Origin of the sequence: Microvirga sp. TS319, from assembly GCF_041276405.1 — a bacterium.
GTDB lineage: Bacteria > Pseudomonadota > Alphaproteobacteria > Rhizobiales > Beijerinckiaceae > Microvirga.
Genome location: NZ_JBGGGT010000002.1, coordinates 2,627,103 through 2,652,134 on the forward strand (window position 1 = coordinate 2,627,103; position 25,032 = coordinate 2,652,134).

Here is a 25,032-nt window from a genome sequence, read left to right on the forward strand (position 1 = left end):
GAGCTGCGCTCAAACACCTCTATGGATTCATGGATCGGGCTTGCAGCGCTCGATGAGCATGGCGAAAGCGATTCCGAGGAGGGCGCCTGAGGCCTTCACCAGACCATCAGGCAGGCGGCCATGGCGGCCTGGAACGTGGTTTTGGGCGACCTCAAGAAGTCCGACGAGCCCGAGCAGCAGGACCAGGATCGGCACGCGGTGCTTCGGGTAGCCGAGGCAAAGGGCGGCTCCGATCACCGCGAAGGCGGCAAACCGTTCCAGGTTGACCGGAGCGCCGGTTACAGGCCGAAACTCGATGGGCGCGAGGGTAAAGACCGCAATGGCGAGGATCAGCAGCCAGGCGACCCAGCGGAAGAAGGTCTTGGGTGTCATGGAAAGCGGTTTAGCCGATGAAGCCGGAGCTGTGTATCGCCCTTTTGCGCCTCCGGCGTCGCGCAGGACGGGCATGAAGCTCCAAAAGCCCATCCATGGAATCAGGCCTCGGCGTCAGTGACATAGAGATACCGCAGAACCTCCTGCCCGGTGGCGCGGCTGATCCTGGTGAACACCTCCCGCCTCTGGTGAACCCTCTCGGCTACCTTCTGGGAAGGCAGGTTTTCGGGGCTGGTGATGCTCACCACCCGCGGCATCCGGAGGGTGCCGAGCCCATAGCGCACGCAGGCGCGGGCGGCTTCCGTCGCAAAGCCCTGGTGCCCGAACCAGCCCCACAGGTGATAGCCGACCTCCGGCTCCTCCTCCGGCTCCTGCCCGGCTGGCGTCCTCTGAAGGGTGAGCCCGCAATCGCCGATCGGATCGCCTGTATCCCTGCTGATGACAGCCCAGAGGCCGAACCCGTTCCAGGCGTCGCTGTCGAAGGCAAGCTCCTGAAACCACGCCCGGGTTTCGGGATACGACTTCGGCGCGGGATAGGACCGCATGCACTCCCGGTCGCGATAGATGCGATGGAGACCGGACGTCTCCGAGCGGTGGAACAAAAGAGACGGCGTCGTTCCCAAAGGGCCGCATGTAGGACCAGGCTGCCCCTCCCGCGGCAAGCCGGGCGCGCTGGAAAAGCGAGAGCACCCCAGTGACCTGGCCCCTGGTGACCTGGCTCCTGGTACCTGACCCCTGGTGACCTGGCCCCTGGGGCTGCCTCGATAAGGAGGACGGTGAGCAAACCCGAGGTGCGTCGTGAGCTCTTCCGCCCGGTTCTTAACCCCGTCCCAAGCTGCCAAGCGGCTCCGCGTCTCCACCAAGGCTCTCCGCCTTTATGAGCAGCGCGGCCTGGTTGCTCCGATCGGTACGGCAGCCGGGTGGCGGGCCTGGATGCCAACCCGGCTCTCAAGTCCAGGGTGGACCGGACACGGCTGTTGCTCCTGGCCGAGAGATCGAACATGGCCGCGCCGATCTGCCCGGCGATGGTCTTGGTGGCCGAGGACAGCGGGACAATGCTGTTGGAGACAGAACTGGCCTTGGGGGGCTGTGCTGGTCTTAGAGGAAGCGGTCTGGTCCGAGGCGGCCATCAGGATCTGAAGACCTTGAGCGAGGGTGGAATTGACGTGCATGGCGGCCGCCCTGGAGCGCCATTGCCCGCATCATGCCCGGGCTCAGGCGGAAAGCACGACGTGGCCGCATCATGCGCCACCGATAGGAATTCTGGTCTACAGTGGGGTGAGATGGTTACGACAACCTCGCTATTCGTCCGATAAAGCCCTATGGAATCAAGCCGAAGTGCGACGAGCGGGACGCTAGCGCATCGTGCGAAGACGTGAACCCGGTTTTTCGCCGGAACGATGCGCTCATCCAAGACGGGAGCATAGGATCGATCCCAAGAGTGGAATCCACTTTTCACGTCCGATGCTCTAGGGATAGCCTCTCATCCAAGAGATGTCTGGACTTCGTTGGTTTGGGCTGCGCAATTCCGGCAACCCTGGATCCCGAGCGTTCATCAGAAACTCTGCCGGCGTGCGGTAGCCCAGACACTTGCGTGGCGTCTCGTCGAGCCGCTCACAGATGGCGATCAGCGCCTCATCCGAGAGGTCCGCGATGTCGGCGCCCGCCAAGCGGGAACATTGTCTCACGCTCAGGAGGCTGTATTCTGAGTGCCGACCACTCTCGTCCCGACACACAAGGTGATGGATGAATCCGCTCGACTTCCGTTCCGACTATGCACATTCCGGAGAGGGATTATCGGAACTGACACGGCTCATCTACGACGTTTTCGAAGTCGATGTTTCGCCACTGGACCGCCTGGGCCATGATCCAAGCATTGTCGCGTTCGGTTGGTGGCTCGGGAACGAGTTGGTCGCCAATGTCAGCCTTCATGAGCGGCGGCTGTGGTTGATGGGAGAACAGGTAGCAGCCTTTGGCGTTCAGTCCGTCGCGGTTCGACCAGAGTGGCGAGGGAAAGGCCTGTTTCGCGATCTTATGCGCCGAGCACTCAGTTACGTCGATGCCAGGGTAGACCTCGTTATTCTCGCAACCGGTACGCCGAGCCTCTACACGCCATTCGGCTTTCGTCAGATCGAAGAAACAACATTTGGTGCCGGATTGGCGCAACAGCATACGCGGCCGAGATACCGTCTCTTATCCTTGTATGAGGACAAGGATGTCACGCTTCTAAAGGAAATGTTTTCCCGCCGAAGCCCGACTTCGCTGGTGGCTTCGGCGTGCGACCACCCAGCCTTGTTCATGTTGAAGGCGGTCGAGACGCCCGAAATAGAATTGATCCACCTCCCGGATCTTGATGCGGTCGTTGCGGTCAAAGGACGGGAGGGGCCATCGATGACCCTGCTCGACATTGTTGCGCCGTCGATCCCTTCGCTGGAAGGTATTGTTGCCGCGCTCGGATACGCCGGGGAGCGGATCGACGTGCACCTGACGCCCGATCGCCTCTCCTGGGTCCCCGAGGAGCAGACCCCTGTCGATAATGGGAACATGGTTCGCGGCTTCTTCGCACCTGAGACGCAAGCCTTCATGCTGTCCGACATGCAGATTTAACCATGCGTCCGGGCTGGCGCCATTCGCAGATGACGGAAGGGCTTGAACCCGCAGGTCCGTTTGGGCCCGCTGCTCTCCGATCAGTTCAGTTTGAACATATGGCGCGCGGCCTGAGCACGCCGCCGCATGGCAGCTACAGGACAGTTTCGGATAAGGCCCTGCCTGGGACCGGCCTGACACCAAATCCGGTGTCGGACTTTGCGTCCGCAGGGCCGACGATGTCTCACGACAGCAAGCGAAATGCCCCACTGTGCACGGCCCTGATCACCTCGTTCAACGTATCCTGCCGACCCTGTCCCTCTGTCCTAAGCACATGTCTGTCAAACTCTCCAAGCGAAGAAAACTGCTGGTAGAGCGCCGTAATGGGCACCGGATCGGTCAGCGTATCGCCGCCGCGCTCGCGGCACCGCCTGATGGCAGCCTCAAGCGGCGGGCAGAGGACAATGTAGTGAAGGGGCACAGTGAAGGCCCTGAACGGCTCCAAGAACCAGGGGCCAATGATCCCGTCCACCACAACGAAATAACCACCCTTGGCGTATCCCTCTGCGGCTTTTGCCACAACGTCGACCACCACTTGGTTCTGCTCATGCGCATCGGGCAGATAGGGAGGGACTGCACCGTTCTGGATGAAATGCCAAAAGTCGTCGGCATGCAGATGCACCTTCGGTGATCCGAGCTTTCCGGCGAGGGCCCGTGCCGCCGTAGTTTTCCCTGATCCCGGTGGCCCGGTCAAAATGAGAACTTCACCTTCAAGATCGATCATGCGCCACCCTATAACACACCGTGCAATTCCGGTATGCGGTGTGATGAAATCCAGCCTGCCCTCGGGCGGATCAGCCTGGCAAGGCCTTCTTCAGGTAAGCCGGCATGTCGAGGGTCATGGAGTAGCAGCCGACGCCATTGATGCAGCCGGTCGTAGGGTGAGATGGTTACGGCAATCTCACCATTCGTCTGAGAACCTGCACAAGGCTCTCGCCGCGCCTCCGGCGCTTCATGACGAGCACGGCGGCCTCAAGTCCGCCTCGCACCGCTCCGGGCGCGGCGCCCGCTACAGCATCGGATGTGAAATCGGACCCACATCCGATGCTGTAAGTTGATGGTTTTGAGCATCTTTTCACGCAAAACCGGTTCCCACTTTTCACGTCCGATGCTCTCCTTGCTTGAGCATCTTTTCACGCAAAACCGGTTCCCACTTTTCACGTCCGATGCTCTAGCGAGAGCCGTAGGTCGAATCCGGCCAAGCCTCAGTGATCGACCTTCCGACCCTATCGCGCGAGTTCCTCGTCACGCTGAACGAGGTAAATCAACACAGCCAGAATGGTGATGAAGAAGCGGAAGGCATCCGGGACGCCATTCCACTGTTTCGACATCCACATGCCGAACCACTCGCCTCCAACAGACATGAAGCCAACCTGCCAGACGAGAAAGCCAAGCGTCAGGCCAGCAATAGCGATGCCCTTTCCCCGATTGAAGCTCACCGCATCACAGCGCAGGCGGCGCAGCAACATCAAAGCGCCGATCCAGCACAGAACTGCGGTCAGCGCCTCAGCCGCGATGATCAGGATGTAGGCTGCATTGTGCAGCGTGGGATCGGTAATCGCCCGATACTTGATCGTCGCATCCGGGAAGATCGTATCCATGAGAAATACGTGCTGCACAAAGGCGAAGTTCGTAGCATAATCAGTGATGTTGCCGAACGCCACTAAGCTTGCGAAGAAAGCGACGGCCGCAACCATGGCTATTTTCGAGGTCCGGACGATAAGCATAGTTCGGTTCTTCCTTTATCATGGAGGGGGTGCGGGTACCGGGTCGGCATATAAACTAAAGGTTGCCGCACGTAAGCTCAGCGCACCTATCATAGAGCTTCAAGATACGAAAGTGAGCGCTCTGCCGACGGGCGCATTTCCAGTAAACCCGTTGTGGAACCGGGTCGTGTGTATTTCCTGCTGGCGCGAAGGAGGGTCGCGCGTGAAGGCAGAACGGACCTTATGGACGAAATCACGAATGGCGGAAGGTGCGAATTGTAAATCCGTTGGCGATTGATCCATCACAGGAACAAAGCCCCTCCTCAAAACATTTGCTCAAGCAACAGCACGCATGGATGGTTTTCCCTAACCGCCTGCTCCCTCCATCTTCGGGTGGAGGGAGTTTTCTCAGGGGCCGCCCCTCCCCTCGGCGCCGGTCCAGGATGCAAACCTGCCCACGCGGCCCTGGCTAGAGCAGCGCGAGAACAAGTGGGAACCGGTTCTTCGCGAGGAGCGATGCTTCATCAAAATGATAGAGCAGGCATTTCTGGCCCTGTCGGAATGCGATCTGCTCTAGCGCATCGTGCGAAAAAGTGGACTCGGTTTTTCGCTCCGAACGATGCGCTGTTCTATAGGGGGAGCATCGGATCGATCCCAAAAGTGCAAATCCACTTTTCCCGTCCGATGCTCTAGCGCATCGTGCGGACCCAGCGGGACGCGCCAGCGAAAAGTGGATCCGGTTTTCGCTACAACATCGGACGTGACATCGAACTCACGTCCGGCGCGTCAACATTGTCATCTTGAACATCTTTCCCCGCGAAGCCGGTTCCCACTTCCCGCGTTCGATGCTCCAGAAGGCGCCCATTGGCGTTATTCCCCGCAATCGGGTCGGGGAGCCAGCCTTCGTTCCGTCGCATCGCGCGACGCCATGGCGACACGAACTTTGAAGGCATGCAGTCCTGTCGCGCCAGCCTTCAATGCGACGGCGGAAGCCATCGCGCCAGCAATCAGGGCAGCGCCGCAGAAGAGGCCCTCATACCCGTATGATGCAATCGCCGGCGTGCTGACGAGCGGCGAACAGAACTGGCCGATGAACACCGAGGCCGTCAGGATACCGCCGGCCATACCTCTCCGCCGGATTGGAGCCAGCTTCAAGGCCAGGGTCAGGAAGCTTGGCGAGACCAGGGCGTAACCCGCCCCGATGCCCACGGCCGCGACGAACCAAGCCGAAGGCGATGCAGCAACGGCCAGCAACAGGAACCCGAGCGCCATCGCGCCGTATCCCAGAGCGAAGACGCCGACATAGCCGACAGCCCTCTGGATCCGGCTGTACAGCAACGCCAAGCAGCCGCCCGAGAGCATCAGGCTTCCGAGCGCGGACCCGGTCATCAGCGGGCTGGCGTAGCCGGCCGCCGTGAAGAAGAACGACAGCTGGGTCGGCATGACGAAGAAGATCATGTTCGTGACGGCCTGGAGCACCACGAGCAACGTGAAGGCGAAGCCCCACGAAGAAGGCCCTGGAGAGCGGTCGGCGCGCTCGGCGCCAGGATTGGGCGAGGATCGTGATGGGTCTTTGATGACCTTCCACATCAACGGCAGGAAGACCGCGGCAATGCCGTAGATGGCGAATGGCAGTCGTGGCGAGATCGCCGCGAACCATCCGGCCAGTGAGATGAAAACGAGCCCGCCGAAGTTCCGCGCCGATATCTGAAGTCCTGTCAGCCTGTTCCGGTCGTCACCGGCGAAATAATCGCCAATCAGTGCGGTCTGGGCCGTCATGATAAGGGCGACGGCGACCCCGAGAACCAGACGGCTGGCAAAGATGGTGGGCAGGTCGGGAAGAAGCAGCCCCGCGCATCCGGCGATGACGAAGAGGATGGCTCCGGCCAGGAGCATCCGACGCCGACCGTACCCATCCGCGACGAGACCGGCGAGCGGCGCGAAGACGGCAACGCTGAGTGAAGGCGCGGGCACCAGCAGTCGCACCAGCATCCCGGCATTGGGGTCTTCCCCGAACAAGCGCTCGAGCCCCGGGAGCGCGGGACTGATCGTGGCATTGGCCATGGTCGTGAGCGATGCCGCCATCAGCAGCGCGATCGCTCGCGGGTCTTGCCAGATGCGTGTCTGCCTCGGGACGGGCGTGATGAGCATGGTGTGCCTCTTGCTTGGATGGGTGATTCGAGGCACGGTACGACTTCAAGTCGCCTTGAGGTCAAGCATGGGAATGATGGATATTGGTGACGTCGCCGAACAATCGGGCGTTCCGCCCTCGACCCTGCGCTATTATGAGGAGATCGGCCTGATCAGATCGATCGGCCGACATGGGCTGCGCCGGCAATTCGATGCCGATGTCCTCTTGACCCTGTCCCTGATCGAACTCGGGAAAACGGCAGGCTTTTCCCTCACCGAGATCGCGGGCATGTTCGGGAAGGACGGGAGGCCCGATATTCCCCGGGATCAGTTGCACGCCAAGGCGGACGATCTGCAGCGGCAGATGCTCGACCTGCGGGTGCTGCGGGATGCGCTTCGGCACGTGGCCGAGTGTACCGCCCCGACGCATCTGGAATGCCCGACCTTCCGCAAGCTCCTGAAGGCGGCGACGCGCAGCCGTGTGACCCGTCCGAGATCGAAAATCGGACGTAGAGGGGGCCAGCGGCTCGGGGATTAGGAGGAAACCACGCCAGCTGAACCATGACTTCAGTCGCTTGCGTCGACGACTTCTGCACGGCTCGATGCGCTACCGCATCGGACGTGACGTCGAACTCCACAATACACGACTCATACTGCTTTGAGCCTGGTTGGGCATCTAGAGCATCGGATCGAAAAGTGGACCCGATTTTTCGCAAGAACGATGCGCCCTTCTTGGAGCGAGCATCGCGTCAATTCCAAAAGTGGATTCTACTTCCCGCGTCCGATGCTCCAGACATATTGTAGACGACCTGACGAGGCCGTTTCAGGAGCGGGTTATGTCTCGAAGAGGACATGGGTCGCGCCCGGGACGAGGTCTCAGGCGTATTCCGGTCTACGGGAGAACCTTGTCCAACGTGATGGGCAGATCGCGCACGCGCCGTCCCGTTGCGTGATAGACCGCATTGGCGATCGCGGCGGCAACGCCGACGATTCCGATCTCGCCCAGACCCTTGATGCCGAGCCGGTTGAGATGGTCGTCCGGCTCTTCGACGAAGATCACCTCGACATCGTGTATGTCGGCGTTCACCGGGACGTGGTATTCCGCAATATTGGAATTCATGAACCGCCCGAAGGTGTGATCGAGAAGCGTTTCCTCGTGCAGCGCCATGCCGATCCCCCATACCACCCCGCCAAGGATCTGGCTGCTGGCGGTCTTGGTGTTCAGGATACGTCCCGCCGCGACCGCATTGACGACCCGGGTGACCCGGATAATCCCGAGTTCCTCGTCTACCTTGACCTCGGCGAATACCGCTGAATGCGTGTTGTGAGAATGGGATTCGTCCTTGGAAAAGTGAGTGGCCTGCTCATGCTCGATTCGGCCCACGCCCCCATACCGCATGGCGTCGGCGATCGACACCGCGTGGGCCGGATTCTTGTGGCTCACGATCTTGCCGTCGGCGAGCCCGGCATCATCGGGCGCAAGGTCTGCAAGCGGCGAATTCGGCACCTGCTTGGCGAGGTCCAACAGCTCGCGGCGGATCGAGTCGGAGGTTGTCGCGATCCCATTGGCGACCGAGGCAGCAATCCACGAGCCGCCTTCGACGGGCGATTGCGGCAGGGTCGAATCCCCGAGCTTGACGGTGATGTTGTCGAGAGGCAGGCCCAGCATGTCGGCTGTGACCTGAGCCATGATGGTGTAGGTGCCGGTACCGATATCGGAGGTCGCGCACGACACCTCTGCATGCCCATTGGCGGTGAGCGCGATGCGCACGGCGATCGGCGCCTGCATTGCCTCCCAGACACCGGTCGCCATACCCCAGCCGACCAGCTCGCTGCCATCGCGCATTGAGCGCGGCTTGGGATTTCGCTTGTCCCAGCCGAATGCTTCAGCGCCGCGGCGATAGCATTCGCGCAGGTTCTTGCTGCTGTAGGGCCGGTCAGCGATCTGGTCACGATCCGAATAGCACCGCAACCGCAGATCGAGCGGGTCGAGGCTGAGCGCGACCGCGAGCTCGTCCATGGCGCATTCGAGGGCATAGACGCCGGTCGCCGCGCTCGGAGCACGCATGTCGCACGAGGTTGGAAGGTCAAGCGGCGCGAGTTCGTGCGCGTAAGTTGCATTGGGGCATTGATAGAGTAAGCCTGACCAGCCGGTCTCCTGCCGATAGAAGCGCTCGTACCGCGAGGTGACGGTGACGGCATCATGAGCAATGGCCCCGAGAGTTCCGTCGGCCCCGGCACCGAGTTCGATCCGCTGGATCATGGCCGGCCGATAGCCGAGACCATACATCTGCTGCCGGGTGAGCACGACCCGCACCGAGCGCCTCAGCGCGAGTGCCGCCAGCGCGGCCAGCACCGCCTGATATTGCGGCCGCAGTCCCGAGCCGAATGCGCCGCCCGTATACGGGGAGAGCACGCGAACGCGGTCCGGCGCGAGCTCCAGCACGCCACAGAGGTAGCGCTGGACGTTCTGCACGCCCTGGGTCTTATCGTAGACGGTGAGATGGCCGTCAGGCTCGTACATCACCGTCGAGGCATAGAGCTCGATCGGGTTGTGGTGCTCGATCGGGACGGAATACTCGCCTTGATGGCGCACGGCCGCCGCCGCGAGCGCAGTTTCGGCATTGCCGCGTGGTTTTGGCGGAGCGAAGGGGTTCGCGCCGGGCTCCGCAGTGGCTTTCAAGGCTGAAGCCGCATCGCGCCGGCGCTGCATGTCCGTGACGTGCGGCTCCTTGTCGTAGTCGACCCGAACCAGGGAGGCCGCGAACTGGGCGGTCTCCGGATCGTCGGCAACAACCAGCGCAACCGGCTGGCCATCGAACAGGATCCTGTCGTCGTAGAGAGGCCGGAACGGCGAACCATCCGGAGCCACGTCGTCCTTGTAGCCGCTGTCGGCGTCCGCCATCCGGGGCCGGTTCGTGTGCGTGAGCACGTCGATCACGCCGTCGACCCGAAGGGCATCGCTCACGTCGATACGCGCGATCCTGCCCTTGGCGATGGTGGATACGACGACGCTGCCGTGGGCAAGGTCGGAAGCCTTGGCTTCCGCCGCGTATAGGGCCGCGCCCGTGACCTTGGCATGGCCATCGACGCGGGATGTGGCAGTGCCGATATACGTCATGACGGTCACCGGATCTTCTTGATGGCCTGGACCTGGGGCGTGCCGCGCGCGGCCTGCGTCAACGTGCGCACGATCGCACGGCGGGCAAGGTCGATCTTGAAACTGTTGTGCTGGAAGCCGCGGCTGTTTTGCAGCAGGATGTCGGCTGCCTTGGCAAAAGCCGCCCGATCGGGGACTTCGCCCCGCAAGACGGCTTCGGCTTCCATCCTGCGCCAGGGCTTGTGGGCCACGCCGCCGAGCGCAAGACGCGCTTCTCTGACACGCCCGTTCTCAAGCTCCAGGGCCGCCGCAACCGACACGAGTGCGAATGCATAGGACAGCCGATCACGGATCTTCAGGTAGCTGTAGTTGGCGGCAAAGCCCTTGGGCGGCAACTCGACCGCCACAATGATCTCGTCCGGTGCAAGATTGGTATCGATCTCCGGGGTATCGCCCGGCAGGCGATGGAAATCGGCGAAAGGTATCGTGCGCTCGCCGGAGGGCCCCGTGACGTGTACCGTTGCCGCGAGCGCCGCGAGCGCGACGCACATGTCGGACGGGTGCGTTGCGATGCAGGTTTCGCTCGTTCCGAGAATGGCATTGATGCGGTTGATACCCGTCATTGCGGAGCAGCCGCTGCCGGGCTCGCGCTTGTTGCATGGCGTTACGGCGTCGTAGAAATACAGGCACCGTGTGCGCTGCATCAGGTTTCCGCCGGTCGATGCCATGTTGCGCAATTGCTGCGAGGCTCCGGCCAGGATCGCGCTCGACAACAAAGGATAGCGTGCTTCGACCACCGGATGGTAGGCTAGGTCGCTGTTCGGCACGAGGGCGCCGATGTGCAAACCCCCGCTCGGGGTTTCCTCGACGGCCCTGAGCGGCAGGTGCGAGATATCGACAAGCCGCCTCGGGCGCTCGACATCGTACTTCATCAGGTCCAGGATGTTGGTGCCGCCTGCGATGAATTTGGCGTCCGGATCGGCTGCGATTTGCCGGAGAGCGTCGCCCAGGTCGGCCGCTCGAGACAATTGAAAGTTGATCATGGCTTGCTCTCCATGGGAGCCATGGCCTGCTGGACCGCAGCGACGATCCTGGGATACGCGCCGCAGCGGCAGATATTGCCGCTCATCAGTTCGCGGATCTCGTCGGCGGTATGCGCCCTGCCCTCGCTGATCAGAGCCACGGCCGACATGATCTGGCCGGGCGTGCAATAGCCGCACTGGAAGGCGTCATGGTCGATGAAGGCCTGCTGCACCGGGTGCAGGACGCCATCCTTCGCCAATCCTTCGACGGTGGTCACCCGGGCGCCGTCAAGCCTGATCGCGAGGACAAGACAGGACGTAACCCGGCGCCCGTCCACGAGCACGGTGCAGGCACCGCATTGGCCGTGATCACAGCCCTTCTTGGTGCCAGTCAGATCCAGGTCCTCGCGCAACGCATCCAGCAACGTCGTCCACGGTGCTACGGTCAGCGTGCGCTCCACGTCGTTCACATGAAGCGTGATTGTAACCTTCGAGGGCAGCGAAAGGCTGTTCTGGCCCTTTCGGGCCTCTCGCAATGGTTTGTCCATCGGGATCGTCCAACCAGACGGCGTTGTCACGTTACGCGGTGTGGCGGAGAGGTCATACGGATCCTTCTCCGGATCACGCTACCATTGATTCACCATCTGCCTGCCGCACGTTGAAGTCAAGGCGGCCGAGCATCCATGTGACGCCGCGCGGGAACGATCAGTGTCCCGCACCTGGGCGGGGCCTCCCGGACTCCTTGAAAAATTTCGAGACAGCGTGTCTCCAGGCCGCCAAGAGTGGGGTCTCCCTTGTGAACTTTTGTGTCTCTCCCTTGTTCATGTTGAACCCGGACAGCGACCTGCTGCCGCCCACCGAAGTCGGGATCGATCATCCTGTTGACGGGCCGAGCGGCCGGCACCGAGCCGTCACCGCGAATTCAGCAACAATCTCGGAAAGGACCGGACATGCCCACTCTGATCGTGAACGGGTCTGAACATCGCTTTGACGGAGATCCCGACATGCCGCTGCTCTGGTATCTGCGCGATGAGCTTGGCCTCACCGGAACCAAGTTCGGCTGCGGCATCGCGGCCTGCGGCGCCTGCACTGTCCATGTCGGCGACACTGCGGTGCGCGCGTGCCAGACGCCCGTATCCGCCGCCGACGGCCAACCCGTCACGACGATCGAGGGCCTGTCGCCGGACGGCAATCACCCGCTGCAAGTGGCCTGGCGTGAGCTGAACGTGGCCCAATGCGGATACTGCCAGCCAGGCCAGATCATGCAAGCCGCCGCGCTCCTGAACGACACGCCGAACCCGGCCGACGAGGATATCGACACGGTCATGAGCGGCAATCTCTGCCGGTGCGGCACCTATCCGCGCATCCGCGCCGCTATCCAGCAAGCCGCCAAGGGAGGCCGGCCATGAGGCACGCATTCGATCCCGAGCTGGCCAATGTCAGCCGCCGCGGCTTTCTGGCCGGAGCCGGAAGCCTGGTGCTCGCGATCAGCCTGCGTTCCCGGGCTATTGCCGAGGACACAGCTCAGCCGAAGACCTTTGGCGCCGATGCCATGCCGAACGGCTGGCGCGACGACCCGAAGGTGTTCGTGGCCATCGCTCCGGATGGGACCGTTACGGTTACCTGCCACCGCTCCGATATGGGCCAGGGTGTCCGCACCTCGATCGCGCTGGTCGTCGCGGACGAACTCGAGGCCGACTGGGCCAAGGTGCGGGTGGTCCAGGCCTATGGGGATGAGACCCGGTTCGGAAACCAGGACACTGACGGCTCGCGCTCCCTGCGCCATTTCTTCATGCCGATGCGCCGCGCCGGTGCAGCCGCGCGGCAGATGCTGATCCAGGCCGCGGCTCAGCAATGGGGCGTGCCGGCGACCGAGGTCGAAGGCGCGAACCACATGGTGCGGCATGCTCCCTCGGGGCGTTCCGCCGGCTATGGCGAACTGGCACAAGCTGCGGCGAACCTGCCGGTGCCGCCGCGAGAGAGCCTGAGGCTCAAGGATCCCGCTGCTTTCCGCTACATCGGCAAGGGCGAGGTCGGCCTGATCGACAACCGCGATATCACAACTGGCAAGGCCATTTACGGCATCGATACCCGGCTCGACGGCATGCTCTATGCGGTCGTGGCACGCCCTCCTGTCTATGGCGGCAAGGTCGCTTCGTTCGATGCGGCCGAGACCATGAAGGTCCCAGGTGTCGTCAAGACGCTGGTCATCGACACTCCGGCAATCCCATCGGAGTTTCAGCCGATCGGCGGCGTCGCCGTGATCGCCAGGAACACCTGGGCGGCGATCCAAGGCCGCGACAAGCTCAAGATCACGTGGGACGATGGACCCAACGCCAGCTACGACTCTGTGACGTATCGTACCGAGCTTGAGAACTCCGCCCGCAGGCCGGGCAAAGTCGTGCGCGCTCAGGGCGACCTCGACGCCGCGATGGCGAAGGCCGTGCAACGGGTCGAGGCTGAGTATTACATCCCTCACCTCGCCCAGGCTCCCATGGAACCGCCAGCCGCGGTGGCGCGAGTGAGCGATGGTCAGTGCGAGGCCTGGGCCTGCACCCAGGCGCCGCAGGCGACGCGCACGCGCCTCGCCAATCGCCTCGGCATCGGCGAGGACAAGGTGCGGGTGAACGTGACCCTGCTCGGCGGCGGCTTTGGCCGCAAATCGAAACCTGACTACGTTCTGGAGGCGGCTCTGTGCAGCCAAGCTGTGGATGGCGCACCCGTGAAGCTGACCTGGACGCGCGAGGACGATCTCCACCACAGCTACTATCACACAGTGTCGGTCGAACGGCTGGAGGCTGGTCTCGACGATAAAGGCATGCCTGTGGCGTGGCTGCATCGCACGGTGGCCCCAACCATCGGCTCGATTTTCGCCCCCGATCCGAAGCACGAGCTTCCGAACGAACTCGGAATGGGGGTCCTGAACATGCCCTTGGCGGTCCCGAACATCCGTGTCGAGAACCCGGAGGCGGCTGCTCATGTCCGGATCGGCTGGTTCCGCTCGGTGTCCAACATCCCGCACGCCTTTGCGATCCAGTCTTTCATCGCCGAACTGGCCCACGCCGCCGGACGAGACCCGAAGGAGTATCTCCTCGATGTGATCGGCCCTCCCCGCACGATCGATCCTACGAGTATCGGCGATGTCTGGAACTACGGTGAGGATCCGAGCCTGTACCCGATCGACACGGGGCGCCTGCGGCGAGTGATCGAGACGGCGGCAGACGCCATCGGCTGGGGCCGTTCCATGCCGACGGGTCAGGGCCTCGGGGTTGCCGGGCACTACAGTTTCGTCACCTATACGGCTGTAGCGGTCGAGGCCGCAGTCGATGCGAGAGGACAGATCACGATCCCGCGGGTCCATATCGTGATCGACTGTGGCCCGCAGGTGAACCCGGAACGCGTCCGTTCGCAGATGGAAGGTGCGGTCATCATGGGCATGGGGCTCGCCCTGACGGCCGAGATCACATTCCGGAATGGCCGGGCCGAGCAGGACAACTTCGACACTTACGAGCTGACGCGGATAGATGCGGCTCCGAAAGAGCTCCAAGTGCATTTGCTGCCGTCGTCGGACTATCGGCTGCCGCTCGGCGGGGTTGGAGAGCCCGGTGTGCCTCCGGTCGCGCCTGCCATTGCCAATGCCGTGTTCGCCGCGACGGGCAAACGAATTCGCCAACTGCCGATCCGAGATCGGCTAGGGGCTTGACCCCATGCGCTCGCGGCGACCGAAGGAGGCAAGGCAATGAAGTTATTTCCGCAAATTTCAGCAGGGGCGTTGTGCCTTTTGGCGGTGGGGCCCGCTTGGGCGGCATCCTGTTCCGACGAGATTGCAGCGCTGGCGGGCCGGCTCAAGGAGGAGGCCACCGCGGCTATTTCGGCCTCGACCGGCAGCAAGGAGGTTTCCATGTCGCGTGAAGCCGAGGCGATCGAGGCGCGCAACAAGGACGTGCCCGTCACCGCCCTGCCGCATGGACCGGCTCCCGGCTCGCCTGAGGCCCAGGCGACCAAGCGGGCGGAGGAAGCAGGGGCCGGCGGCGACCGGGTCATGCAGGCCAGGGCAACATTGAACCAGGCGCGGACGCTTGATCAGCAAGGCAACGCTCGCGCGTGCATGGACGCCGTTGCCGAGGCGAAGCGGCAACTCGACCATTAGCGCATCGTGCGGAAAAGTGGACCCGGTTTTCCGCTCAAACGATGCGCTCATCTAAGGAGGGAGCATCGGATTCAATCCCAAAAGTGGAGTCCACTTTTGGGTCCGATGCTCTAGTTCCGCTTCTCGTGCTCCTTCTCCAGCCGAAGGACGCGTCGGTTCAGACGGAGCTCGACCGTGAGCACCGGAAACAGCGTCACTGGTCCCGCCTTTGTCGCCAGTGCCACCACATGGGCGACATCGGCTCGCCGGAGAATGCCGGTGGGCATCAGATAGTCTGTGGTTTCGGTGGCGTCATTGATGCCGATGACTGCGATCAGCGGTCGCGGACGTTTTGGCGGCCTCAAGGCAGAGAGTATCGCCTCAGCTTCGTCCTCCGGGATCGGTGGCGCGGATTTCGCCGGTGACGCCGGAGGCAGTGAGAGTTGGGACCTTCCGTGCGTGGAGGCTGTTGTTATCGGCCTGGCTCGGGAACTTAGTGCAACATCAGGACAATGATCGCCCAAGCCAAGGATGTTAGGCCATCTTCATATGGATCAGCGGGAACGGGCGACCGCTTCCATCGAGTTCGGACCGACCTAGCTCCTGAAAACCGAGCCTTCTGTAGAAGGCAAGCGCCCCTTCATTTTGCTCATTAACATCGACCGTGAGAGCGCCTTCTCTTTCGTGGGCATGTTGAACGAGCAGACGACCAACCCCTTTCCCATGCTGCCCTGGGGCGACGAACAGAGCGTCGATCATGGCCCCTGTCATGCCCATGAAGGCGACAGGAGCATCCGAAGCGTCGACGGCAACCCAGAACTCTGCATGCGGGAGGTAATCGTTGCGCACGAGGTTGGCATAAAATTCGATATCGGCCTTGCTCAGGAAGAAGTGAGTGGCCTGGACTGCTGAGTGCCAGATACCGAACAATGTATCGATGTCGCTGGGACGGGATTGGCGAACTGTGAACACGCGTGGATCCATAGACACAACATTTCCTCATTCAATCCGGGATTCGAGCCTGTTGAGCGGCCATATATCCGATGACGAGGCATTACGGCATGCCGCGCCACGCAATGGCCCGCTCAGGGCCAGGAACGGAGATTCCTTGCATCTAGAGCAGCATCGGACGTGGCATCGAACTTACGTCCAACGCTTTGACATTTTGATCTCGCACATCTTTCCACGCAAAACCGGTACCCACTTTTGCGTCCGAGGCTTTTGATCTCGCACATCTTTCCACGCAAAACCGGCACCCACTTCTGGGAGTCCTTCCAATGCTCCCTTCTTGCAAAAAGCACATCGTCCCGGCGAAAATCCGGGTCCACTTTTTTGCACGATGCGCTAGTGACTGCTCTCCGCCGCCGCGAAGTCAAGACGCTTGAATCGGCTGCCGCCTGTCGATGTTCCGCTCAGGAGCGTATGGCAGTGCCCGGCAGCCACCTTACCGAGCCACCGTAATCTCGTGGATCGCGTTGAGGATTGGATCCGTCGAGATCCGGACCAGTCCTTTCGTCGCTGTTTCCAACTCGAGCACCATGAACACGCCTCCTGAAATGGCCAGCGCACAAAGCAGGAGCACGATGATGACGGTGGCGTTGCTGGGCGCAAACAGCCCAAAGCTGCCGAAGAGCAGAGCCAGCCAGAAGATCAGCAGGATCACGAACGATGTCGGTAAGGACGTATTGGCCTCTTCAACGAGGAGCCATTGTGCGTCTGCGATGCTGTCGAGCACCTTCAAGGCCTGAGCTTGGGCCTGCCGTTGATGGCTGTCGCCCGGCTGAAGGTCGAGAACGCGGCTCGTCAGCGCCTCGAACTGCGCCAGTGATCGAATGTCCAGGCTGGATGGGTCATCATTATCCAACAGCTCTTCAGCCTTCGTTTGCGCATAGCTGCGCAGGAGACCTTGAACGTCCTGTGCTTCGGGGCCGTATTGGCCCAAGGCGCGATCGAGCCGGATAATGTTGACCGCAAGCCTGTGAAGTGCATCGGTCTTGGCGTTGAACGACGCACTGGCACTGCTGATCAGGAGGCTCATCACGAGCGCGGCCAGAGTGCCGACAACCGCCATGGACACGGACACCGCCGTCCGGCTTTCGCTGCTGAGGTGTGTCTTGGGAAGGTGGCGCGCCAGCCAAAGACCGGCGAGTGCGCCCAATGCGATGGCGATGAAGGTCAGAAGGCCTATGACGGACTCCATGGGTCCGAGCTCCTCAATCTGCCAAGCCCATCAACGCCGACCCCATAGGGCACCTGACGCGCAGCGTTGGACGATTGTTTGAAAACTTGTCCGAAAATGGCTGACTTAGGGGCAATCGGCACGCGGGAAGCCGAGGTAGTCCGACGCGGTCGGGAACCTCGGACTTGGCGAAGTGGCTGCTTTCGAGCTTGAGCCCAAGGCGTGCCATAAGCGCATGGCCCGCCTCGAACGGCCGCAAGGCCCTGGAGGTACTGGACAAGGACGTGCCGGCGCTGGTGGTGACGGATTTCATGATGCCGCTGATGAACGGACTGGAATTGGCTCAGGCGATCAAGTCCAACCCGGATTGGGCCCAAATCCCGATCATCCTGCTGAGCGGGGCGCAAGGGACGATTGCCCGCGGCCATCCGGAGCTGTTCGCGGCCGTTTTCGACAAGCCGTTCAGGATCGAGAAAATCGTCGCGGCAGTAATCGAAGCACTCAGCGCCCGGAGCAGGTCATAGCCCCTGTTCAGCCGGGCGGCGCCCAACCGAAGACTGGGCTAGAGCCTTTTCCGCAAAAGTGGATGCCGGTTTTGCGGGAAAAGATGCTCCGGGTGGGAGCATTGGATGCAATCCCAAAATGGCAAATCCCTTTCCCGCGTCCGATGCTCTCGCCCGTACGAGGCCCGAGGGGCATCGGCCGGGCGGGCTCTTATCGTCAGGCCACCGGCGGCTGGGGCTGCTGCACGGCCTTTTCCGCCTCGACCAGCACATCCAGGCCGCGCCAGGGCTTCGGCATGAAGGCGACGCAATCCGGCAGCTCGCCCAGCCGGTCGCCCGCGACGCCCGAGGTGAGCACGATCCGGATCGTCGGCCAGAGCGTGCAGGCCGCCTTGGCGAGCCCGATCCCGTCCATCGGGCCGGCGAGGCGGATATCGGCGAAGATCATGGCCACCTCGCCTCCCCGGTCCTTCAGATAGGCCAGGGCCGCCTCGGCGCTCGCGACCTCCACGACATCGAGCTCGGTCTCCTCCAAGAGGGCGGCGGCGAGTTCCCGGACCTCCGGGTCGTCCTCGACGATCAGGGCGACATGCGGATCGGGACCTCTATCCGTCATCCCGGCCTCCTCGGCTTTCCATGCGCAGGAGGATGGCCATCAGACGCGGTGGCAACGGCTCCTCGATCACGCTCTGGTAGACCTCCTCGAGGGAGCGGGCGATCGCGAAGGTGGCGACGTCCGGATGGAGTTCATTGATATGGGGCAGGCGCAGGCCGCCCGAAACGTCGTGGGGCATCGGCGTTCTCCTCGGCCAATCTCGGCCCCTCGCATCGGCTCGGGACACGGTGTCGGCTAACCTATGTTAAGAAATGAACCACTGGCCCGCGGGCTGGTTTCAGCGTAGCCACAAAAACCACTGCGCGAATTTTACGATGCCGCAACCAGGAGCTGTTCCAGCGTTTCGCGCGACGTCATTCCACGTCCGCCGCCATCTTCAGGCCGCGCTTGACCGTCTCGAGGGCGATCAGGCTCTTCCAGTTGCACACCACCGGTTCTTCGCGGAGAACGATGCTTCGCCAAAGAGATGGAGCGGGCATTCTGTTCCCGCCAGAATGCAATTTGCTCCGGGATCGCAAGAGATCGGCTCAGATTCCGGCGGCCGCGCGGATCTGGTCATAGGCCCGCCGCACCGTTCCCTTGCCGTAGGCCCGCTCCAGGCGGCGCACGGTGAAATGCCCCCGGGCCAGCGTTTGGAAGTGGTCGATGAAGGCGGCGTTGATGGCCGCGCCGCCGATGGCGCCCAGCACCGGCACAGCCTGGACGGCGACCTTCTGCGAGACGACCACCCCGAACCGCGTTCCGATCTGAGCGAGCAGGCGGACGATGGCCGAGGCGCTCTCGTCGACGACGCCGCGCCCGGCGATCTGCTGCAGAGCATGGGTGACGGACTTCGCCATCGCGGTCCGCACGGCGAAATAGCCGGCCTCGTGCAGGTTGTCCGACCCGGCATGTCCGCCGAGCGCGAAGACCTGCAGGCAGGCCAGCGCCGTCTCGGGATCCTCCAGGTCCTCGCCTTCGCTCCCGGCGATCCGGGCGATGGAACGGAGCATGATCGTCGTCGAGATCGGAAGCTCCGCCAGGACGGCCGAAACGCCGAGCGCGCCGCCCATCGCGCCGGACAGGATCGCGAGCGCCTTATGGATCCGGGTCTCGGGGTCCCTGCCCTCCTTCGGGATCGTCTTCAGCGCATAGCGCAGGGCGCGGGCGAGCGCGGCTTGCGTCGTCTTGGAGATCACCTCGGACACGGGAGCGGGAAGTGCAAGCCCGAGCAGCTCGATCGGCCGTCCGGCCAGGGACGACAGCCGGGCCACGTAGCTCGGCCCCTCCAGCGCGAGGACGGCCTGCCGCAACGCCTCGCGGTCCTCTTCGGACAACGCGATCTCCGGGACGGCGCTGCGATCGGTGGAGGTCGCAAGCGACGCATGAGGGTGAAGGTCCTGGTTCATGATCTCTATCTGGGAATTCCGGACCGGATTGAACAGACCGGGCGGCATGCCCATTCGGACAGATCAAGCCCCCCGGACCGACATCGGGCGAGATTTCCACGCATTCCCCAGCCAAAGAACAAATCATGAACAAAAATGTGGTGGCCCGAGGCCTGAATCAGTAGCATCCCGGCTTCCCAAAGGAGATGACGATGGCTGAGCAGGACCAGGCGACAAGCGCATTGTGCGGACCCGGAGGGCCGCACAATGCGCTTGTCGAAGAAGGGAGCATCGGATTCAATCCCAAAAGTGCAAATCCACTTTTGGGTCCGATGCTCTATGAACCGGAAGATCTGGAGGCCGATGTCGCGGCCGTGATCGAGGCCTGCGGCGGCGATCCGAGAACGGCCGTCAAGGCGCTTCTGGTCGAGCAGCTCATCCAGGAGCAGCGAATCGAACGTCTCGCCGCGGCCCTGTCCTTCGGGTATGTCCGAGGTCGCACCGGCGTCGCTTCGGGCCAGCGTGCCCTGGGCGCATCCGGCCGCGTCGCGCAAAGCTCCCGACCGGCCTCTTGAAGGCCCGGCTTCGCTCGCTGCACGACGGGCGGCTGCCGCCGAAGGGCTTGCGTCAAGCGGCCCTGTCGGCGGTGTCGATGGTGATGCTGGCGCCGGCGACGCGCGAGACGCAGGTGCAGAGTTTCCCGTTCTCGGACTTCTCGTCGTCGCTGAAGAACACGTCCCTGTGATCGACGATTCCGTCCACGTCCAGAATGTGCAGGGCGCACAGGCCGCATTCGCCACGGCGGCAGTCGGAAATCATGGCGATTCCGGCGGCCTCCAGGGCATCCAGCATGGTCTGGTTTTGCAAAACGGTGAATTCCCTGCCGAGACGGGGGATTTTCACCGTAAAGGGCTGCGAGGCGAAGCGGCCGCTGTTGCCGAAGGTTTCGAACCGCAGGCGGTCGACCGGCCGGCCGCTCTGCTGCCAGGCGCGCTTGGCTCCCTCCAGCATGCCAATGGGCCCGCAGACATAGAGTTCGCCCTCCGGCGCAAGGCTGGCGATCTCCGCATCGAGATCCACCCGCTCCCCGTCCTCGTCGAGGAAGACCTGCAGGCGGTCGCCGATGCGCGCCCGGAGTTCGTCGGCAAAGGCGAGATCCTGCCGCCTGCGGCAGGCATAGAGCAGCCGGAAGCGGGCTCCGGCCTCCGCCAGGGCCAGCGCCATCGTGAAGACGGGCGTGATGCCGATGCCGCCCGCGAGCAGAAGATATTCGGGACGGCCCCGGCTGAGAGGGAAGTGATTGCCGGGCGTCGAGATCGTGAGATGGGCGCCCGGAGCCAGGCTCCACATGTAGGCGGAGCCGCCGCGGCTGTCGCCCAGGAGCTTGACGGCGATGCGATAGATCCCGTCCGCGCAGGGGCCCACGATCGAATAGGAGCGGGTGTCGGGCCGCGCGCCGATCTGCACCGCCACGTTGATATGGCTGCCCGGCGCCGGTGCGACGAACGCTCCCGACGGCTCGATCTCGAAGAGACGGATGTCCGCAGAGACGTCTCGCGTTGCGCGCAGCTTCGCGCTGCGCCATTCGATTGGCTCGGCCATGGCGGACCCTATTCTGCGGCCTGGTTCGGCACGTGGACCGGCTCTGCGCGTTCGGCCGCGAGCATCTGGTCGATCAGCTTGCGGGCCCATAAGGCGCCGGCATCGATATTGAGGTTGTAGAAGGGCAGCCTCGGATTTCGGTCGATGGCGATCTGCTGCGCCTCGAGCACCACGTGATCCTGGTCGTAGACGCCCTTGCCCTCGTTGACGTGAGCCTTGTTGATGTCGCGCGTGAGCTGTTCGTCGTCGCTCCGGAAGGTTCTCACGAAGTTCCAGAAATAATGACAGGTCTTGTCGGTCTCCGGCGTGATGGCGGCCAGGAACGCGCCGTTCACGCCCTGCGAGCGGTCGCCCTGCGGAGCACCAGTTCCGGTCACCGCGACACCCACATCGCCCACGATGGTGGACGGCGCCTGGAAATAGATGATCTGCCAGCGGTCCACGGGCTCGCCGGGCCGGCCGAGCTGCTTGGCCCAGAACGGCGGCGGCTCGATGTCGATCATCCAGCGGGTCACGGTCGCCGTGCGGTCCGTGTGCGTGACGTCGAAGGGCGCGCTGGTGATCGCCTCGTCCCCGATGCTGCCTGCATGGACATAGGTCTCGTGGGTGAGGTCCATGAGATTGTCGATGACGAGGCGGTAGTCGCATTTCAGGCTGTAGAAGGTTCCCCCTTCTCCGACCCAGTCCGTGCCGTCGTTCCAATGGAAATCCGGAATCCTGGCGGGATCGGCGAGAGCGGGATCGCCGGGCCAGACCCATACGAGGCGATGCCGCTCGACAGCCGGATAGGCCCGCACGCAGGCCGATGGGTTGATGGTCTTCTGCGCGGGCATGTAGGTGCAGCGCCCGGCGGCGTTGAAGACGAGCCCGTGATAGCCGCAGACCACTTCGTCGCCCCTGAGATGCCCCATGGACAGCGGGAGCAACCGGTGCCAGCAGGCATCCTCCAGGACGGCGACCTGGCCGTCCGACCGGCGGTAGAGCACCATGTCCTTGTTGCAGACGGTCCTGGCCGCGAGCTCGTGCTTGACCTCATGGCTCCAGGCCGCGGCATACCATGCATTCAGCGGGAAGCGTTGAGCGTCGGTCATTGGTTTTCTCCCTGAGAAACGGGCGTTCGGCGAGCGGGGTCACGGAAGCGCCGCCTTCGCGGCGGCGCTTCCGTCCGGTGGTCGATCGGTTGGACTCGATCAGTTGGACTTGGCGGCCTTGACCGGGTCCTTGACGTTCGGAATGGTGGCGAACTCGACGTTGTAGAGCTCGCCGTTCACCCGCTCGACCTTGCGTACATAGACGTTCTGGACGATGTCGCGGGTCTGCGGATCGATCGCGACCGGGCCCCGCGGGCTCGTCCAGCTCAGGCCTTTCATGGCGGTGATCAGCGCTTCGCCGCCGGCCCCGCCGGTCTTCTTCAGGCCCTCGTAGATCAGGTGCATGCCGTCATAGCCGCCCACCGCCATGAAGTTCGGCCGCATGCCGTTGTTGGCCTTCTTGAAGGCCTCCACGAAAGCCTTGTTCTCCGGGCTGTCATGCGCCGTCGAATAATGATGCGACGTCACCGCGCCCGCAGCCACGTCCCCGATGCTGTTGAGCAGATCGTCGTCCGTGACGCTGCCTTCCGCCAGGAACCGGATGCCGCTCTTGTCGAGGCCGCGCTCGACATATTGCTTCATGAACTGCGCGCCGACGCCGGAGGGCACGAAAGCCAGGAGCGCATCGGGCTTGGCGTCGGCGACCTTCTGCAGGAACGGCGAGAAGTCGGGGTTCGCCAGCGGCACGCGCAGGTTCTCCACCTGACCGCCCGCTTTCGTGAAGGTCTCGGTGAACGCCTTTTCGACGTCGATCCCCGGACCGTAATCGGACACGATGGTGACGACCTTCCTGATGCCTTCCTTCGCGGCCCAGTCCGCGAGTGGAACGGTCACCTGCGCGGCCGTGAAGCTGGTGCGGACGACATAGGGCGACTGCTCGGGGATGATCGAGGTCGCTGCAGCCATCACCACTTCCGGCACCTTGCCCTGGGTCGCGAGCGGCGCGGCCGCGAGCGCCAGCGGGGTGAGGCCGAAACCGGCCATGACGGCGATCCTGTCGTTGACGATCAATTCCTGCGCGAGCCGCTTGGTCACGTCGGCCACGCCCGTGTCGTCCTTGACGATGAGCTGGACCTTCTTGCCCGCGACCGTGTCGCCGTTCTGCTGCATGTAGAGTTTCACGGCGGCTTCGATCTGCCGGCCGGTCGACGCGAAGGGGCCCGTCAGCGGCAGGATCAGGCCGATCTTCACCACCTCCTGGGCCTGAGCCGGCGCGGGGGCCAGCGTGGGAGCGAGCGAAAGCGCCAGCGCTGCCGCGCCCGCCTTGAGAATGATCCGTCTCTTCATGTGTTTCCTCCTGGTGATTGTCGGACCCGGGCTCTTGGGCGGCCCGGTTTCCTGTTCCCGATCCCTATCGTGGCGTGAAATCTCGCGTCATGGGATCGATCCGATGGGCCTGAAAGCGTGATGCCAGGGCCGTGATCTCGATGGATTCGACGAGTCCGGCGCGGGCGAACGGATCGTTCTCGGCGAAAGCCTGCGCCGCCTCGCGCGAGGGCGCTTCCAGGATGCCGAAATTCCCGAGCGGGGTCTCGGCATCGTCCTGGGTCAAGGCGCTCCCGGTCAGCACCTTGGCGAGCCCTCCCCCGCCCGTCGCCACGTGCTGGCGATGGGCCTCGCGGTGCTGCTCGCGCAGTTCGGTCATGCCGGGCTTGTGGCGGCAGATCATGAGCCAGTACATGACGTCACGCCGCTTCGGCCGAAGCGGCCGTCGCCCTGTTTTCCGTCGCCCTGTTTTCCATGACGATCATTCCGGCTCCCGTCATGGAGGCGGGCACGAAATAATGCTTGTGGCGGACCACCACGTCCCGGTCCATCGCGCCGCGCATGACAAGCCACATCATCAGTTCTGCGCCCTCGCTGCCGAACATCTCGACATATTGCTCGCGCGACATGGCCGCGAGCCTGTCGGGATCGGTGGCGATGTCGTTCAGGAAGGCCTGATCGGCCTGCGGATTGACGAACCCGGCCCGCGCGCCCTGGAGCTGGTGGGACAGACCGCCCGTGCCGAGAACGACGAAGCGCTCGTCGGTCGGGTAGCTCTCGATGGCCTTGCGCAGGACGCGGCCCATCTCGTAGCAGCGGCTCGGGAGCGGAATGGGGTACTGGATCACGTTGACGAAGATCGGCACCACGCGCACCGGCCACTCCGCCGGTCGCCCCCAGAACAGCTCCATCGGCACCTGGATGCCGTGATCGACCTCGATCTCCTGGCAGATCATCGGGTCGAAGCGGTTCTCGACCAGGGTGTCGATGAAGTGCCAGGAGAAATCGACCGCGCCCTTGAAGGGCGGGATGGCGCGAGGACCCCATCCCTCGTCGACGGGACGGTACTCCTCGGCGCATCCGACCGCGAAGGTCGGCACCTTGTCGAGGAAGAAGGAATTGCCGTGATCGTTGAAGATCACGACGGCCACGTCGGGCCGCTGGTTTTTCACCCATTCCTGTCCCGGACCATAGCCGTCGAAGAACGGCTTCCAGTCGGGCGTATCCCGCAGGCCCTTGTCGAGCGCCGCGCCAATCGAGGGAACGTGCGACGTCCCCAGACCGCCGATGAGCTTTGCCATGG

General features: G+C 63.2%; 28 protein-coding genes. 8 read left to right on the plus strand and 20 right to left on the minus strand.

Annotated features, from left to right (window positions below; genetic code table 11):
* Window positions 1–27: 27 nt before the first annotated feature.
* Both AB8841_RS21750 and AB8841_RS21755 read right to left on the minus strand, forming a co-directional pair.
* Window positions 28–372 carry a VanZ family protein gene (locus AB8841_RS21750; RefSeq protein WP_370437874.1) on the minus strand — a complete coding sequence of 115 codons (345 nt, stop codon included), beginning with the start codon at window positions 370–372 and terminating at the stop codon, window positions 28–30.
* A gap of 101 nt (window positions 373–473) precedes the next feature.
* Window positions 474–1,034, minus strand: a complete 561-nt coding sequence (locus AB8841_RS21755) for a GNAT family N-acetyltransferase (protein WP_370437875.1) — start codon at window positions 1,032–1,034, stop codon at window positions 474–476.
* 136 nt (window positions 1,035–1,170) lie between these two features.
* Between AB8841_RS21755 and AB8841_RS21760 the strand changes: the two genes are divergently transcribed.
* Window positions 1,171–1,512: a MerR family transcriptional regulator gene (locus tag AB8841_RS21760; RefSeq protein ID WP_370437876.1), complete on the plus strand. Its 342-nt coding sequence runs from the start codon at window positions 1,171–1,173 to the stop codon at window positions 1,510–1,512.
* A 606-nt stretch (window positions 1,513–2,118) separates the two neighbouring features.
* On the plus strand, window positions 2,119–2,979 hold the full coding sequence (locus tag AB8841_RS21765) for a GNAT family N-acetyltransferase (RefSeq protein WP_370437877.1): 861 nt from the start codon (window positions 2,119–2,121) through the stop codon (window positions 2,977–2,979).
* A 223-nt stretch (window positions 2,980–3,202) separates the two neighbouring features.
* Here AB8841_RS21765 and AB8841_RS21770 read toward each other — a convergent pair whose 3' ends face one another.
* The 3 genes from AB8841_RS21770 to AB8841_RS21780 all read right to left on the minus strand — a co-directional run bounded on the left by AB8841_RS21770 (window position 3,203) and on the right by AB8841_RS21780 (window position 6,875).
* Window positions 3,203–3,739 carry an AAA family ATPase gene (locus AB8841_RS21770; RefSeq protein WP_370439339.1) on the minus strand — a complete coding sequence of 179 codons (537 nt, stop codon included), beginning with the start codon at window positions 3,737–3,739 and terminating at the stop codon, window positions 3,203–3,205.
* A gap of 505 nt (window positions 3,740–4,244) precedes the next feature.
* The gene (locus AB8841_RS21775) at window positions 4,245–4,745 is read right to left on the minus strand and encodes a DUF2165 family protein (protein ID WP_370437878.1); all 501 of its coding nucleotides are present in this window, start codon (window positions 4,743–4,745) and stop codon (window positions 4,245–4,247) included.
* Between the two features lie 849 nt (window positions 4,746–5,594).
* The gene (locus tag AB8841_RS21780; RefSeq protein ID WP_370437879.1) at window positions 5,595–6,875 is read right to left on the minus strand and encodes an MFS transporter; all 1,281 of its coding nucleotides are present in this window, start codon (window positions 6,873–6,875) and stop codon (window positions 5,595–5,597) included.
* A 67-nt stretch (window positions 6,876–6,942) separates the two neighbouring features.
* On the opposite strand from AB8841_RS21780, the gene AB8841_RS21785 reads away from it, so the two are divergent.
* Window positions 6,943–7,392, plus strand: a complete 450-nt coding sequence (locus AB8841_RS21785; protein ID WP_370437880.1) for a helix-turn-helix domain-containing protein — start codon at window positions 6,943–6,945, stop codon at window positions 7,390–7,392.
* A 354-nt stretch (window positions 7,393–7,746) separates the two neighbouring features.
* Here the strand turns inward: AB8841_RS21785 and AB8841_RS21790 are convergent, their stop codons facing one another.
* Genes AB8841_RS21790 through AB8841_RS21800 form a run of 3 tightly spaced genes read right to left on the minus strand, consistent with a single transcriptional unit; the run spans window position 7,747 to window position 11,524 of the window.
* The gene (locus tag AB8841_RS21790) at window positions 7,747–9,975 is read right to left on the minus strand and encodes a xanthine dehydrogenase family protein molybdopterin-binding subunit (RefSeq protein WP_370439340.1); all 2,229 of its coding nucleotides are present in this window, start codon (window positions 9,973–9,975) and stop codon (window positions 7,747–7,749) included.
* 5 nt (window positions 9,976–9,980) lie between these two features.
* Window positions 9,981–10,997 carry a xanthine dehydrogenase family protein subunit M gene (locus tag AB8841_RS21795; protein WP_370437881.1) on the minus strand — a complete coding sequence of 339 codons (1,017 nt, stop codon included), beginning with the start codon at window positions 10,995–10,997 and terminating at the stop codon, window positions 9,981–9,983.
* Window positions 10,994–11,524 carry a (2Fe-2S)-binding protein gene (locus AB8841_RS21800; protein ID WP_370437882.1) on the minus strand — a complete coding sequence of 177 codons (531 nt, stop codon included), beginning with the start codon at window positions 11,522–11,524 and terminating at the stop codon, window positions 10,994–10,996. Before AB8841_RS21800 ends, AB8841_RS21795 begins: the two co-directional genes overlap by 4 nt.
* A gap of 402 nt (window positions 11,525–11,926) precedes the next feature.
* Between AB8841_RS21800 and AB8841_RS21805 the strand changes: the two genes are divergently transcribed.
* The 3 genes from AB8841_RS21805 to AB8841_RS21815 all read left to right on the plus strand — a co-directional run bounded on the left by AB8841_RS21805 (window position 11,927) and on the right by AB8841_RS21815 (window position 15,126).
* Window positions 11,927–12,385, plus strand: a complete 459-nt coding sequence (locus AB8841_RS21805; protein ID WP_370437883.1) for a (2Fe-2S)-binding protein — start codon at window positions 11,927–11,929, stop codon at window positions 12,383–12,385.
* Complete coding sequence (locus AB8841_RS21810) at window positions 12,382–14,679, plus strand: molybdopterin cofactor-binding domain-containing protein (protein WP_370437884.1); 2,298 nt, start codon at window positions 12,382–12,384, stop codon at window positions 14,677–14,679. The genes AB8841_RS21805 and AB8841_RS21810 overlap by 4 nt, the downstream gene beginning before the upstream one ends.
* Window positions 14,680–14,877: 198 nt before the next feature.
* Window positions 14,878–15,126, plus strand: a complete 249-nt coding sequence (locus AB8841_RS21815; RefSeq protein ID WP_370437885.1) for a hypothetical protein — start codon at window positions 14,878–14,880, stop codon at window positions 15,124–15,126.
* A 110-nt stretch (window positions 15,127–15,236) separates the two neighbouring features.
* Here AB8841_RS21815 and AB8841_RS21820 read toward each other — a convergent pair whose 3' ends face one another.
* The 3 genes from AB8841_RS21820 to AB8841_RS21830 all read right to left on the minus strand — a co-directional run bounded on the left by AB8841_RS21820 (window position 15,237) and on the right by AB8841_RS21830 (window position 17,305).
* On the minus strand, window positions 15,237–15,470 hold the full coding sequence (locus AB8841_RS21820; RefSeq protein WP_370437886.1) for a hypothetical protein: 234 nt from the start codon (window positions 15,468–15,470) through the stop codon (window positions 15,237–15,239).
* Window positions 15,471–15,639: 169 nt separating this feature from the next.
* A complete protein-coding gene (locus AB8841_RS21825; protein WP_370437887.1) occupies window positions 15,640–16,077 on the minus strand; it encodes an acetyltransferase in 438 nt (145 codons plus the stop codon).
* Between the two features lie 472 nt (window positions 16,078–16,549).
* Window positions 16,550–17,305, minus strand: coding sequence for a hypothetical protein (locus tag AB8841_RS21830; protein WP_370437888.1), 756 nt, complete (start codon window positions 17,303–17,305; stop codon window positions 16,550–16,552).
* Between the two features lie 164 nt (window positions 17,306–17,469).
* On the opposite strand from AB8841_RS21830, the gene AB8841_RS21835 reads away from it, so the two are divergent.
* Window positions 17,470–17,808 (plus strand): response regulator, encoded by a 339-nt coding sequence (locus tag AB8841_RS21835; RefSeq protein WP_370437889.1) that lies wholly within the window; start codon window positions 17,470–17,472, stop codon window positions 17,806–17,808.
* Between the two features lie 196 nt (window positions 17,809–18,004).
* Here the strand turns inward: AB8841_RS21835 and AB8841_RS21840 are convergent, their stop codons facing one another.
* The 4 genes from AB8841_RS21840 to AB8841_RS21855 form a co-directional block, all read right to left on the minus strand.
* The gene (locus tag AB8841_RS21840; protein WP_370437890.1) at window positions 18,005–18,403 is read right to left on the minus strand and encodes a response regulator; all 399 of its coding nucleotides are present in this window, start codon (window positions 18,401–18,403) and stop codon (window positions 18,005–18,007) included.
* On the minus strand, window positions 18,393–18,581 hold the full coding sequence (locus AB8841_RS21845; RefSeq protein WP_370437891.1) for a hypothetical protein: 189 nt from the start codon (window positions 18,579–18,581) through the stop codon (window positions 18,393–18,395). The genes AB8841_RS21840 and AB8841_RS21845 overlap by 11 nt, the downstream gene beginning before the upstream one ends.
* Before the next feature lie 175 nt (window positions 18,582–18,756).
* Window positions 18,757–18,882 (minus strand): hypothetical protein, encoded by a 126-nt coding sequence (locus AB8841_RS21850; protein WP_370437892.1) that lies wholly within the window; start codon window positions 18,880–18,882, stop codon window positions 18,757–18,759.
* Window positions 18,883–18,930: 48 nt separating this feature from the next.
* Window positions 18,931–19,791, minus strand: a complete 861-nt coding sequence (locus AB8841_RS21855; protein ID WP_370437893.1) for an EcsC family protein — start codon at window positions 19,789–19,791, stop codon at window positions 18,931–18,933.
* Window positions 19,792–19,982: 191 nt separating this feature from the next.
* Here AB8841_RS21855 and AB8841_RS21860 point away from each other — a divergent pair, with 191 nt between their 5' ends.
* Window positions 19,983–20,345 carry a hypothetical protein gene (locus AB8841_RS21860; RefSeq protein WP_370437894.1) on the plus strand — a complete coding sequence of 121 codons (363 nt, stop codon included), beginning with the start codon at window positions 19,983–19,985 and terminating at the stop codon, window positions 20,343–20,345.
* Window positions 20,346–20,397: 52 nt separating this feature from the next.
* Here AB8841_RS21860 and AB8841_RS21865 read toward each other — a convergent pair whose 3' ends face one another.
* The 5 genes from AB8841_RS21865 to AB8841_RS21885 all read right to left on the minus strand — a co-directional run bounded on the left by AB8841_RS21865 (window position 20,398) and on the right by AB8841_RS21885 (window position 25,030).
* Window positions 20,398–21,372 carry a 2Fe-2S iron-sulfur cluster-binding protein gene (locus tag AB8841_RS21865; protein WP_370437895.1) on the minus strand — a complete coding sequence of 325 codons (975 nt, stop codon included), beginning with the start codon at window positions 21,370–21,372 and terminating at the stop codon, window positions 20,398–20,400.
* Window positions 21,373–21,380: 8 nt separating this feature from the next.
* Entirely contained in the window at window positions 21,381–22,463 is a 1,083-nt protein-coding gene (locus AB8841_RS21870) for a Rieske 2Fe-2S domain-containing protein (RefSeq protein WP_370437896.1), read from the minus strand.
* A 99-nt stretch (window positions 22,464–22,562) separates the two neighbouring features.
* Window positions 22,563–23,750: an ABC transporter substrate-binding protein gene (locus AB8841_RS21875; RefSeq protein ID WP_370437897.1), complete on the minus strand. Its 1,188-nt coding sequence runs from the start codon at window positions 23,748–23,750 to the stop codon at window positions 22,563–22,565.
* Between the two features lie 64 nt (window positions 23,751–23,814).
* Window positions 23,815–24,144: a YciI family protein gene (locus AB8841_RS21880; protein WP_370437898.1), complete on the minus strand. Its 330-nt coding sequence runs from the start codon at window positions 24,142–24,144 to the stop codon at window positions 23,815–23,817.
* Window positions 24,145–24,148: 4 nt separating this feature from the next.
* Window positions 24,149–25,030 carry a class III extradiol dioxygenase family protein gene (locus AB8841_RS21885; protein ID WP_370437899.1) on the minus strand — a complete coding sequence of 294 codons (882 nt, stop codon included), beginning with the start codon at window positions 25,028–25,030 and terminating at the stop codon, window positions 24,149–24,151.
* Window positions 25,031–25,032: the final 2 nt, after the last annotated feature.